Origin of the sequence: Acinetobacter sp. V2 (assembly GCF_001188385.1) — a bacterium.
Classification (GTDB): domain Bacteria; phylum Pseudomonadota; class Gammaproteobacteria; order Pseudomonadales; family Moraxellaceae; genus Acinetobacter; species Acinetobacter oleivorans.
In genome coordinates, this window is the sequence record NZ_JZFB01000001.1 from 115,564 (window position 1) to 127,277 (window position 11,714).

The 11,714-nt window shown below is 38.9% G+C and carries 14 protein-coding genes; 9 read left to right on the plus strand and 5 right to left on the minus strand.

Features of this window, described 5'->3' with window-relative positions; genetic code table 11:
* Positions 1–1,529: carboxyltransferase domain-containing protein (locus tag UC75_RS19440; RefSeq protein ID WP_228136976.1), on the plus strand; the 1,529-nt coding region annotated here is incomplete at its 5' end.
* Between the two features lie 40 nt (positions 1,530–1,569).
* On the opposite strand, the gene UC75_RS00565 is transcribed toward UC75_RS19440, so the two are convergent.
* Positions 1,570–2,106: an NAD(P)H-dependent oxidoreductase gene (locus UC75_RS00565; RefSeq protein WP_009388792.1), complete on the minus strand. Its 537-nt coding sequence runs from the start codon at positions 2,104–2,106 to the stop codon at positions 1,570–1,572.
* Between the two features lie 92 nt (positions 2,107–2,198).
* Here UC75_RS00565 and UC75_RS00570 point away from each other — a divergent pair, with 92 nt between their 5' ends.
* The 6 genes from UC75_RS00570 to UC75_RS00590 all read left to right on the plus strand — a co-directional run bounded on the left by UC75_RS00570 (position 2,199) and on the right by UC75_RS00590 (position 6,753).
* Entirely contained in the window at positions 2,199–2,558 is a 360-nt protein-coding gene (locus UC75_RS00570; RefSeq protein WP_049836346.1) for a winged helix-turn-helix transcriptional regulator, read from the plus strand.
* A 76-nt stretch (positions 2,559–2,634) separates the two neighbouring features.
* Complete coding sequence (locus UC75_RS00575; protein WP_049836347.1) at positions 2,635–3,174, plus strand: hypothetical protein; 540 nt, start codon at positions 2,635–2,637, stop codon at positions 3,172–3,174.
* 171 nt (positions 3,175–3,345) lie between these two features.
* Positions 3,346–3,471 (plus strand): hypothetical protein, encoded by a 126-nt coding sequence (locus UC75_RS18490; RefSeq protein ID WP_001000625.1) that lies wholly within the window; start codon positions 3,346–3,348, stop codon positions 3,469–3,471.
* Positions 3,472–3,475: 4 nt separating this feature from the next.
* On the plus strand, positions 3,476–3,910 hold the full coding sequence (locus tag UC75_RS00580) for a CopG family ribbon-helix-helix protein (protein ID WP_049836348.1): 435 nt from the start codon (positions 3,476–3,478) through the stop codon (positions 3,908–3,910).
* 12 nt (positions 3,911–3,922) lie between these two features.
* Positions 3,923–5,734, plus strand: a complete 1,812-nt coding sequence (gene atzF, locus UC75_RS00585; protein ID WP_049836349.1) for an allophanate hydrolase — start codon at positions 3,923–3,925, stop codon at positions 5,732–5,734.
* On the plus strand, positions 5,731–6,753 hold the full coding sequence (locus UC75_RS00590; RefSeq protein WP_049836350.1) for an ABC transporter substrate-binding protein: 1,023 nt from the start codon (positions 5,731–5,733) through the stop codon (positions 6,751–6,753). The genes atzF and UC75_RS00590 overlap by 4 nt, the downstream gene beginning before the upstream one ends.
* A gap of 51 nt (positions 6,754–6,804) precedes the next feature.
* On the opposite strand, the gene UC75_RS00595 is transcribed toward UC75_RS00590, so the two are convergent.
* From UC75_RS00595 to UC75_RS00610, 4 genes are all read right to left on the minus strand, one after another.
* Entirely contained in the window at positions 6,805–7,686 is an 882-nt protein-coding gene (locus UC75_RS00595) for an ABC transporter ATP-binding protein (protein WP_001000088.1), read from the minus strand.
* Entirely contained in the window at positions 7,686–8,630 is a 945-nt protein-coding gene (locus UC75_RS00600; protein ID WP_049836351.1) for an ABC transporter permease, read from the minus strand. The genes UC75_RS00595 and UC75_RS00600 overlap by 1 nt, the downstream gene beginning before the upstream one ends.
* 95 nt (positions 8,631–8,725) lie before the next feature.
* Entirely contained in the window at positions 8,726–9,127 is a 402-nt protein-coding gene (locus UC75_RS00605; protein WP_049836352.1) for a hypothetical protein, read from the minus strand.
* Entirely contained in the window at positions 9,120–10,460 is a 1,341-nt protein-coding gene (locus UC75_RS00610; RefSeq protein WP_049836353.1) for an MFS transporter, read from the minus strand. Before UC75_RS00610 ends, UC75_RS00605 begins: the two co-directional genes overlap by 8 nt.
* A 98-nt stretch (positions 10,461–10,558) precedes the next feature.
* Between UC75_RS00610 and UC75_RS00615 the strand changes: the two genes are divergently transcribed.
* On the plus strand, positions 10,559–11,455 hold the full coding sequence (locus UC75_RS00615; RefSeq protein ID WP_049836354.1) for a LysR family transcriptional regulator: 897 nt from the start codon (positions 10,559–10,561) through the stop codon (positions 11,453–11,455).
* A gap of 103 nt (positions 11,456–11,558) precedes the next feature.
* Positions 11,559–11,714, plus strand: a 156-nt coding sequence (locus UC75_RS19445) for a hypothetical protein (protein WP_228137192.1), incomplete at its 3' end; no start/stop codon positions are given.

Below are 11,714 nucleotides of genomic sequence, written 5' to 3' on the forward strand. Positions count from 1 at the left end.
GGGCAATTGATTTTACGGGTGATATGCCAATTATTTTGGGCCCGGATGGTCCAAGCTTAGGTGGCTTTGTCTGCCCAGCGGTGGTCATCCATTCCGAGCTTTGGAAAATCGGGCAGCTTAAAGCAGGTGATAAAGTAAAATTTGTGCCTGTGAGTTATGCGCAAGCAAAAGCACTCGATCAAAAATATCATCAAAGCTTAACTGTGACCGATACAACTCGTATTGATTTCAGCCCAACAATTCAAGCAGAACCCGACACTTTAAAAGATGCTGTTTTGGCAACTTTAGAAGGTGAAACTGATTTACCAAGCGTAACCTATCGACCAGCAGGAAATAGCTATTTGTTGGTGGAATATGGCGAGTTAGTACTTGATCTGAATTTACGTTTCCGTATTCATGCACTCATGCAATGGGTCAAAGATCAAAACATTCAGGGCATTATCGACTTAACACCGGGCATCCGTTCACTACAAATTCATTTTGATTCAATTCAACTCGATCAACTGGAGCTTTTACAAAAACTTCAGCAAGCAGAAGCCGAGTTACCCGATATTCAAAATATGCAGGTGCCTTCACGAACTGTCTATTTACCTTTAGCTTGGGAAGATTCACAAACTCAACTTGCCACCGAGCGCTACACACAAATTGTTCGTCCAGATGCGCCGTGGTGCCCAGATAACGTCGAGTTTATCCGTCGTATTAATGGCTTAGCGTCAAAGCAAGCGGTTAAAGATGTAGTCTATAGCGCAAACTATTTGGTGATGGGTTTGGGCGATGTGTATTTAGGAGCACCTGTTGCAACACCGCTCGACCCACGCCAACGTTTAGTCACCACAAAATATAATCCTGCACGAACTTGGACACCTGAAAATGCCGTCGGTATTGGCGGGGCTTATATGTGTGTGTACGGTATGGAAGGGCCGGGTGGTTATCAGTTTGTTGGCCGTACCACTCAAATGTGGAGTCGTTACCGTAAAAATGCCGACTTCGAAGATGGCAAACCGTGGTTATTACGCTTTTTTGACCAAGTGAAGTTCTATGAAGTTTCTGAGGCTGAACTTCTGCAAATGCGTGAAGACTTTAAGGCAGGCCGACTACAACTTTGCATCGAAGATGGCGTACTCAATTTAAAAGAATACAACGAGTTTTTAAAAACACATCAAGACAGTATTCAAGCCTTTAAAGATATGCAACAAGCCAATTTCGAGGCTGAACGACGCCGTTGGCACGAAGCAGGTTTACAAGAATATATCTCTGAAAGCCTAGATGCGGTTGATGAAGGCGAAACAGTGGTTATTCCTGAAGGAGGCTGTGCGGTCGAATCACACATGCCGGGCTCAATCTGGAAAATCGAATGTGCATCGGGAGATATTGTTGAAGAAGGTGCAACCCTTGCAGTAATTGAGGCAATGAAAATTGAAATTCCAATTATTGCGCCCGAACGTATGAAGGTCGAAACCATTACTATTGAAAAAGGGCAAACTGTAAAAACAGGGCAAGTGCTATTTACCTTGGCACCTGTGGCATAAACCCAAAAGAGAGCATCAATATCGATGCTCTCTTTAAACCTTATGCTTCGGTCAAATGCTTTAATACTTTATGACCATGTTCAACCGCTTCTAATTTAATTTTCGACTCTGGGTTACCTGATAAAGGCGATACGTCATAAAGCAAGTAAGTGGCGCTTAACTGCATTTGCGTATATTGAATTGAATATTGAACCGCTTTTAAAAAGCTATCGATTAAGTTTTCTTGGTCGTTCACCATGTTGGCTTCAGTTTGGCCGACCGTCATACTAATAATGACTTTTTTGTCTTTTAATTTATCGCCTTGAGAGCCATAGGCAAATTGATAAGTAAAGACCTCATCAAACCATAATTTCAAAATTGCCGGCATATTAAACCAGAACATTGGATATTGCAGGATGATCGTGTCGTGGCGTAATAAGGCTTCTTGTTCAGCACTCACGTCAATTTGGTAGTCTGGATAAAGTTGGAAAATATCTCGGACTTCAAGGTCTGGATAGGTTTTTACGAGTTCATTCACAATCGTTTTATTTGCAATCGATTGAGCGTAGTAGGGATGAGCTAAAATCAGTAAAGCCATGAGAGTGCCTTTAAACTATAAAAATAATAGTCACTATAATTTTTATAGTATTGGCGTACAATAACTATCAAAGTTGATAGGTAGTGTTAAAAATGGCAAATACTGAAAATACATGTGAAGTCACGGTAAATGGAAAAACTTATCCATGTCATATCAGTATGGCTATGGACTTGGTGGGTGGAAAATGGAAATGTGTGATTTTGTATTATTTAAAAGATAAGCCGAAACGCTTTAATGAAATCAAGCAACTCATTCCTACAATTACTGAAATGACATTAAGTCTTCAACTCAAGCAGTTAGAGCAAAGCGGTTTAATCTCTAGAACGGTTTATGGTGAAAAAGCACCGATCAAAGTTGTCTATGAAATGACAGATTTTGGAAAAACTTTTAGGCCAGTTTTAGATTCTTTATATGTATGGGCTCATAGTTTGATTAGTCTATCTGAAGATTAAAAATTAAATTATTAAATAGATTAGACTGTATTAATTATATTCAATATTATACTTCAAGAATAAAAAGGAAATTATTATGAAGAGAATTTTATTACTATCATTTCTATTTTTTTATTTACTTATACCGGCTTACGCTCAGGAAGTAAAATATAAAAATATTGTAGTTAATCTAAAAGATCAGTGGGATATTAGCAAAGGTCAAAATGAAGAGCTAATTGCAATAAAACAAGCGAGTAAACAGGCAGTTATCATTTCAATATATTATCCCAAAGGTATAGAAGAGGGTATGCAATATCTGGTTGCTTCGCTACAAATTCCGAAACAAGGACTAGTAAAAATGAAAGGGGTAACATTGGTTAATGAGGATATTAATATTCCATTGAGTAGTGGTATGAATTATCAAGCTAATGTATTTACAACCGACTTTGATAAACGTTTTCTTATCAGTGCTTCATCAGGTACTAATGCAGGAGTTATCTTAGTGACATATGAAGGTGAAGGTAATGATACAAATAAAGCGATTAGTGATTTTAAAAGTTTAATAAATAATATAAAGATAGAGGCTCCTAAAGATGGATTCCTTTTTAATCAGAATGATTTATTGAAACATAACTAAGGATTAAAAGAGATAGCCCCATCCCTGTGCATGGGGCTTTTTTTTGCCCAAAAATCACTCATAAATACCCATAAAGCTCAGCAAAACGATGCTTAAAAACTGGCACATTTTCTGCATCTCTTATCAGTAATACAAAAACTGAATTTGGTAATACTAAGCTAGAGGTGAGATATGAACGATGTAAAACCTGTGGTTCAACCAAAGCCAACTTTAAAAGCTTTTTTAGTCGAATTGCTTAGCGTACGTGCAGGCGTATATATCAAGCAAAACAATCAGCCGCCTAAAACAAAAGGATAAGACTGTGGCAAAACAAAAGTTGGCTCGAATCAGTATTACTGTACCTGAAACGACACTCAACGCGCTCGACCAAAAAATTGTCGAGCAGAACTATGAAAGTCGCTCGCAAGCCATTGTCGACATGATTAATAAACACTTAATTGCAGAACAGGCGCAGGCTAATGAAGTCATGGTGGGCACCTTGACGCTGCTTTATGACGCTAGCCAAATCACCTTGCGTAATCAATTGGTCGATTTACAACAACAGTTTTTAGCGCAGGTGATTAGTTCACTTCATATTCAACTCGACCAACAAAAGATATTGCAAGTCATGTTAATGCAGGGTGCGAGTTCTGAACTCAGACAAATTAGCCAGCAATTTATTGTGCTGAAAGGGGTGATTAAAGGGCATTTAGAACTGATGGATGCCGTCATGCCGCCTATACAGCAAAATGACTAAATGAGGAGTAGCGTGTTGAAAAATTTATGGACCATCCAAGACTGGAAAACAGCATATCAAAATGGGCAAATCCATCTTGAAGATTTGATAGGTTACGTTGCAGAAATTAAAAATGATGACCATGCATGGATTGAAATTGCTTCGAATAACCAGATTCAGGCACAAATTGATGTTTTAAAAGACCAGAATATTGCTGAGTTACCTCTATACGGTGTGCCATTTGCAGTTAAAGATAACATTGATGTTGCTGGTTTTCACACTACTGCCGCCTGTAAAGAAGTTGAATATTTAGCGACTCAAGATGCTGCCGTAGTTGCCAAACTAAAAAAAGCAGGGGCGATTGTGGTCGGTAAAACCAATCTTGATCAGTTTGCAACTGGACTGGTTGGCGTTCGTTCTCCTTATGGCGCAGTAAAAAATAGTTTTAACCCTGAATATATCAGCGGCGGGTCAAGCTCTGGTTCTTCGGTGGTGGTTGCCAACGGCATTGTTCCTTTTAGTTTGGGGACTGATACGGCGGGGTCAGGGCGTGTTCCTGCTGGCCATAACAATATTGTGGGCCTTAAGCCGACAAAGGGCTGGTTTTCTACCACAGGTTTAATTCCTGCATGTCGGACCATTGATGTCATTTCTATTTTTGCACTGCATGTTGATGACGCGTGGACCGTTGCCAATTTAATGCAGGGCTACGATGAAACAGATGAATATTCACGAGCACATCCAGCCAATGTACCAACTCAATTTTCTAAACAAAAAATTGCTATTCCAGCTCAGCTTGAGTTTTATGGAGACATTGAGTCTGAAAAAGCCTTTTTAGTTGCAATTGAGCGTGTAAAAAAACTGGGCTATGAGGTTGAGAGTATTGATTTCAGTGCCTTTAATGAGCTTGCTGCTGCACTATATAACGATGCTTGGGTGGCGGAAAGAACAGTTGCCGTTGAACGTATGACAACACGTGAAAAGGCTCATCCAGTCATTGCTCAAATTATTGCGCAGGCAGATAAATTCAAGGCAACAGATGCACTTCAAGCAGAATATAACCGCGCCGTTCTGGCTCGAAAAATTAATTTGGCATTACAACCTTTTGATGCCTTGATGGTTCCGACAGCGCCAACTATTTACACCATTGCTGAAGTGGAAGCTGACCCGTTGACTAAAAACGCGCACATGGGGGCCTATACCAACTTTGTCAATTTTGCTGATCTTTCGGCTTTAGCTTTACCTAATGTATTTCATGATGACGGCCTACCAAGCGGCGTAACCTTTATTGCACCAGCTTGGCACGATCAGGCACTGGCCAATTTTGCGCAACTTTGGCAAGCCGAAACATCACTGAGTTTAGGTAAATCAGCTCAACATTATCAAAAAAATATAGAGATCCACTCGAATCATTCAGTGCAGCTTGCTGTAGTGGGAGCGCACTTAACAGGTATGCCGCTTAATTTTCAGCTGACTAGTCGCAATGCCACTTTGCTTAAGAAAACTCAGACTGCAGAGACTTATAAACTCTTTGCCTTAAAAAATACCACGCCACCAAAGCCGGGGCTGCAATTCGATGAAGCAGGGACATCTATTGAAGTTGAAGTGTGGGATGTTCCATTAGCAAATTTTGGAGCCATTGTGGCTGAAGTACCTGCACCTCTTGGCATTGGGAACCTGAAACTAAAAGATGGAACATGGGTCAAAGGCTTTATTTGTGAAGCGTATGCCATTCAAGATGCAACCGATATTAGCCATTTCGGAGGCTGGCGAGCCTATATACAGTCACTCAATCAAACCACTCAAAGTGTTGTTAGTAAAAATGTTGGGGAAGTTTCTATATGATTAAAAAAGCGTTGTTATCCGTATCTATTTTATCGGCAGTTGTATTGGGTGGGTGTGACAATACCGCTAAAGTGCCCGAGGCTAAACAAGACGCTCAGGCAGCTGCAAATACAAAACCAATTACCATCGGATATAGTGATTGGCCGGGCTGGGTGGCTTGGCAAGTGGCTATTGAAAAAGGCTGGTTAAAAGAAGCAGGGCTAAATGTAGCGTTTAAATGGTTTGATTATTCGGCTTCGCTTTCAGCCTTTTCCGCAAATCAGCTCGACGCTGTGTTGGTCACCAATGGCGATAACTTGGTAACAGCTTCGGGTGGTACGCAAGGCATGATGATCATGGCAACAGATTATTCTGCGGGCAATGATGTCATTATTGCAAAAGAGGGTATTAACACCATTCAAGACCTAAAAGGAAAATCAATCGGTGTCGAAAAAGGCTTGGTTGATCATCTTTTACTAGCAACAGCTTTAACTGACCATAACATTAAAGCCAATGAGGTGAAGCTGGTAAATTCAGCGACGAATCAATTACCTCAAGTGTTTAATAGCCCAGATATTTCTGCGATTGCTGTTTGGCAACCTGTTGCAGGTCAGGCATTAAAAGCAGTGGCAGGCTCTAAAATTATCTATACCTCTAAAGACAAGCCGGGTTTAATTTATGACACCTTAACAGTCAACATGAGCCATTTAACAGCTCATCAAGAAGAATGGAAAAAAGTCATTCAGGTGTGGGATAAAACAGTTAAATATATTAATGACCCTGCAACACATGCCGATGCAGTTAAAATCATGGCAAACCGTTCAGGCGTCGACCCAAAACAATATGAGCTGATGGTCAGCGGTACGCATCTATTAGATATCAATGCCAATAAGAAAGTATTTGCTAAATCGGAAGGGTTTGACTCGATTTATGGCTCTACTTATCACGTCAATAAATTTAACGTTGAAAACGGTATTTATAAAACCGAACAAAATGTAGATGGGCTGATTTATCCAACACTCATAGAACAGCTCAAATAAGCCTAGTAAATAAAAAAGCCCAAGTTGAACTTGGGCTTTTTAATGTGTTTCTTATTTTTCTGTACTGACCTGAGTCATACGCGGTATTTTTGGTAAGTCTTGTAAAGCAGGGTCAAGCTCATCTTCTTCAGCGTGAACTAAATAATCTACCCGTGAACGAAGCTGTTTAAACTCAGGGGTGCTCATTAAGTCGAGTGAGCGTGGACGCGGCAAATTAACTTCAATAATTTCCTTAATTTCACCCGGGTTGGCTTTGAGTGCCACAATTCGGTCTGCCAGTAAAATGGCTTCATCCATGTCATGGGTCACAAAAATAATGGTGATATCAATGTTTTGCCATAAATCCATCAAGTGCTTTTGCATTTTTTGACGGGTGTGTGGATCGAGTGCACCAAAAGGTTCATCCATGAGTAAAATTTTAGGTTGATTAACCAAAGCTCTAGCTATCGCAACACGCTGTTTCATGCCACCAGAAAGTTGGTGTGGATACTGATTTTCATATTTTTCTAAACCAATAATATTGATCCATTCACGTGCTTGAGCTTCGGCTGTCATTTGACTAGCGCCACGCATTTGCGGACCAAACATCACGTTTTCTTTTACAGTTTTCCACGGAAAAAGGGTATAGCCCTGAAACACCATGCCTCGTTCAGGACATGGGCCTGTAATGCATTCGCCGTCTACTAAAACTTCTCCGCTATGGTATGGGTCTAAACCTGCAATAACACGGCTTAGAGTCGATTTGCCGCAGCCAGAGGGGCCAATCACACAAATAAATTCTCTTTTATGGATTTTTAAATCGAGCTTATTTAAAACAGTGCGTTCGCTTTGACCATGCTTAAAGACTTGGCTCAGTTGTTTGGCTTCTAAAATCACAGGACGTTCATAAATTTTTTGAAAGTATTCATGCGCGTTAAATGTTGAATCGTTCATTATTTTGCTCCTACTTTCCAAGTGAACATCCGCTCACCTAACTTCATTAATACCCAATCACAGACCAGACCAATCACCCCAATAATCAAAATAGCTGCATAGACATTGTCAAAGTTTTGATAGCGAGCCTGTTGGGTAATAAACCACGTAATACCCGAGGTCGTACCAATCAACTCTGAAACAATTAAGTAGGTCCAAGCCCAACCCAATAGCACACGTAAATCACGGTAAATATCAGGTAAGGCAGCAGGGATCACTACATGAAATAAACTTTTGAGCTTATTGGTGCCAAGCGTATAGCCAGCTTCAATTAAGCTTCGATCAACCATTCGGGTGGTATTGGCAATAATTAGAATTTGTTGAAATAGCGTACCAATCACAATAATGGCAATTTTAGGTGCGTCATTAATCCCTAAAATTGCCACTGCAAGTGCGCCAAAGGCAGGAGCTGGTAAGTAACGGAAAAACTCAACAAAAGGTTCTGTTAACAGTGATATTCGCTTAGAAAAACCACACAAAATACCCAGTGGAATCCCAATCAGGGAAGAGATAAAAAAGGCTGAAAAAACCAGTTTGATACTGTGCCATAAACTTTGGTGAAACCACGGGGAATCAGGTTGTTCTGGTGGCGTGGTAAAGGCGGTGATTAAAGCCTTAGCGACCTCATGGGGAGCGGGTAAATAAATCGGATTGACCAAAAGACCTTGTGGTGGTGCAGAATTTCGATTGACTGCATTTTGTGCTTCGAGATAGAACACATTTTTATCAATGCGACTTCCTACTTGTAAGTAAGAAACACTTCCCGAACTCGTGATTTGTACTTGAGGATGCCAAACAAAAGGTAAGTAACTGATTGCGCACCAAAGACATATTGGAATAACGAAAGAACAAATACTGAGAATCAGCTTGTTCTTTCGCGTAAATTCCTTTGCAACATAACCCATATCGAGAGCTCCCCATTTTGATCAGTATTACGATTTTCATAAAACGTAATATTGTTAAGCAAAATAGGTGCCATCTTTAAGGTGCTCTAAATGAGTTAAGAAGATGAGGGAACTAAAGTTTCATGTAAATAAACCCAATAACATTTGTCACTTTCTACTTTAATGCAGGCCGTCGAAGTGCGTAATGTTTCGGTTTCATCAGTTTGCTGATGTTCCTGATATTGCACCCAACAATAATTTTCAAATTCGTATAAAGCTGTACTCTTAATAATGTCGATTTTTAAAGAAGGTTTTTTTCCGATATTCTGACTAAATAAACTATTCACTTCTGCGAAACCAATGCTGTGACCTTGAACCGTTACCATCTTAAAATTTTGATCAAAGCTATCTAAAAGCAGGCTTAGACTTTGCTCTGCATTTTTTCCTGTAAATACATTTTCTATTAAAACATGTAGGTCAATGACACTTTGAATGGCTTGATCCATTTGTTTAGACATGGGTTTTCTCCTTTAAAACGGGAATGAGTGAAAGTAAGCAGAGCAAAGCTGCAATTAAAAAAGTATGTTGATAGCGAAGCAGATCGCTTGAGCCAGACATCAAGTTATAAATCGAAATGAGAACAACAGTACCGACACTAAATGAAACTTGTCGATTAATATTCCAGAGCACACTTCCTTGTTGTAAATCTTGGCCTGAAAAATCAATCAATGAGCTAATTTGGGCAATATTGGCACTTAGACCGCCACCCATACCCATCAATAAATAAGCAATTACTAAAAAGCTCAAAGGGCTAGTGTTTGAAATACAAAATAAAAGAAATATGCCAAGGCTATGTAGGGTTATTCCAATAACAAGAAGATACTTTTTTCCTAACCGTTGATAGAGCAGGCCGCCACTAATCATGGCTGTGAGTGCTCCAGTTGCATAGAGCAACATGAATAAACCAGTTTGTTTTGCATTAAAGCCAAAGTTAAGCTGTAAATTAAAAATATTGAGTAAATTAACGCCTGTAAAAATACCCGGAACGGCGTAATAGACAATAAATGCATTACGTAAATTTTTATTTTTTAATAACTGAAGATTAAGAACAGGATGTGAAATTTTTTTCGCATATCGAATATAAAAAATAAGCATTCCAACTGAAATTAGAAAACTAATTAGAGCGAATGAGGCGTTATGGTAATCACTATAGAATGAAAAGGAGAGTAATAAAGATAACAGACTTATATTAAAAATAACCAAGCCTTTTACGTCTGGTTTTTCACTCGATACATTCTTGGTTTTTTTAACCCATAACCATGCCAGAGCTGCTGCCAGTAAAGAAAAAGGAAGGTTAGATAAGAACACCCATCTCCAATTCAATGAATCAATAATCACGCCCCCAATCGCAGGTGAAAAAGCTGGTGCAATTAAAGCAATTGCCATAATTAATGTAGAAATGCGTTGGCGTTCTTGGTTGGGGAATAAGGCATATACGAGAGCTTGTCCGACTGGAATTAATAAGCCTCCAGCTACGCCTTGAATAAATCGCCAAAAAATTAAGCTATAAATCGATTCGCTAAAGCCAATAAAACAGATGCTTATCGAAAATAACAGCATTGAATAACACAATAACTTTTGGTTCCCAAGTTTGGTGGCTAACCATAAACTCATGGGCATAATTAAAATGAGGCCGAGAATATAAGCATTTGTTACCCAAGCGACCATGGATTGGCTAACTGAAAATGACGATGCAATATTAGGCAATGCAATTGCAGACATAAAAATGTTGATGCAATCAATAAAGAACCCAAGTAAAAACACTATTGCTATTTTATATCGATAAGACATACCTACCTCCGTGCAGGCAGGGTAAGATCCAGCTCTTTTATTGTCGATGCAAGCGAAGTAAAATCATTGTTTGATAATTTTAAACAATTGGCTTAATTGTGCAAAAAAACCTCAAGCAAATTACCAGTTTTTTACAAGTCGTTGATTCCGGTTCCTTTACCAAGGCTGCTGAAATTTTAGGCTTAAGCCGATCAATGGTGAGTATTGATATAAAACAATTAGAAAAGCAGCTCAATACAAGCCTCTTAATTCGCAATACCCGTAATATTGCATTAACTGAAATTGGTCAGCATTTTTATGAGGATTTTAAACAAATCCAACTCCAGATTGATGAGGCATTTGAACGAAGCCAACACTTAGGTACAAGCATTACAGGCACTTTACGTTTTTCGTCTACCAATGAATTTGGCCAACGTTTCATTTTGCCTTTACTGCCTGATTTTTGTCGGCTTTACCCAGATTTACGTTTACAGTATTCGTTTAATTCATCTCTCGATGATTTAGTGACTGAAAAATTAGATTTGGTTATTCGGCTAGGAAATTTAAAAAACTCATCTTTAAAAACTCGAAAAATCGGAGAATATCCAATTTATCTTGTGGCTACTCCGCAGTTTATAAAAGACCATCCTATAAAAAATATATCTGATTTAGCGGCTGTTCCTTGGATTGGCCACACCTTATTAAATTGGCAAGATTCACAATATATTTTGCAAAACAGTTTAGGTGAGCAATATTCATTACCTTTTATTCGAAGTCAGTATGAATCAAACTCGGTGACTGTAATTCATCAAATGGCTCTTTCATCTTTAGGTGTAGCGATTTGTCCTGCATGGTTAGTTGATCAAGATATTCAACAAAATCGCCTAATTCGATTATTTCCTGATTTTTCGTTACCGCTACAAAGTATTCAATTACTTTATCCTCATACCTCTAATTTACCGGCCAAAACGAGAGCATTTATAGATTATTTAATAGCCCGTCTTTCTTTCAGTTAAACTAAAAAATATCTAAGTCATGGAAGATAAGCTAATTTATATAAATAGACAATTCTGTCTGTTTTTTATAAAATATCGATGATTATGACTCAGTTTTATAATAATGATGTCCCATAAAATATTTCAAATTTTAGATAGTTTAGGTTTGGTCGCACAGAATCGCGTACTTCATGTGCAATTTTCCAACCCATCATTAAACAATCAAGTCTTCTTACAGCGCATTGAAGGCGAGCATACGCTCAACCAAGGTAGCGTTGCT

Coding starts and splice junctions, on each gene's coding strand:
- UC75_RS00570 (WP_049836346.1), top strand. CDS start 2,199: ATGGCAAATACTGAAAATACATGTGAAGTCACGGTAAATGGAAAAACT.
- UC75_RS00605 (WP_049836352.1), bottom strand. CDS start 9,127: ATGTCTAAACAAATGGATCAAGCCATTCAAAGTGTCATTGACCTACAT.
- UC75_RS00590 (WP_049836350.1), top strand. CDS start 5,731: ATGATTAAAAAAGCGTTGTTATCCGTATCTATTTTATCGGCAGTTGTA.
- UC75_RS00565 (WP_009388792.1), bottom strand. CDS start 2,106: ATGGCTTTACTGATTTTAGCTCATCCCTACTACGCTCAATCGATTGCA.
- UC75_RS18490 (WP_001000625.1), top strand. CDS start 3,346: ATGAACGATGTAAAACCTGTGGTTCAACCAAAGCCAACTTTAAAAGCT.
- UC75_RS00610 (WP_049836353.1), bottom strand. CDS start 10,460: ATGTCTTATCGATATAAAATAGCAATAGTGTTTTTACTTGGGTTCTTT.
- UC75_RS00575 (WP_049836347.1), top strand. CDS start 2,635: ATGAAGAGAATTTTATTACTATCATTTCTATTTTTTTATTTACTTATA.
- UC75_RS00600 (WP_049836351.1), bottom strand. CDS start 8,630: ATGGGTTATGTTGCAAAGGAATTTACGCGAAAGAACAAGCTGATTCTC.
- UC75_RS00595 (WP_001000088.1), bottom strand. CDS start 7,686: ATGAACGATTCAACATTTAACGCGCATGAATACTTTCAAAAAATTTAT.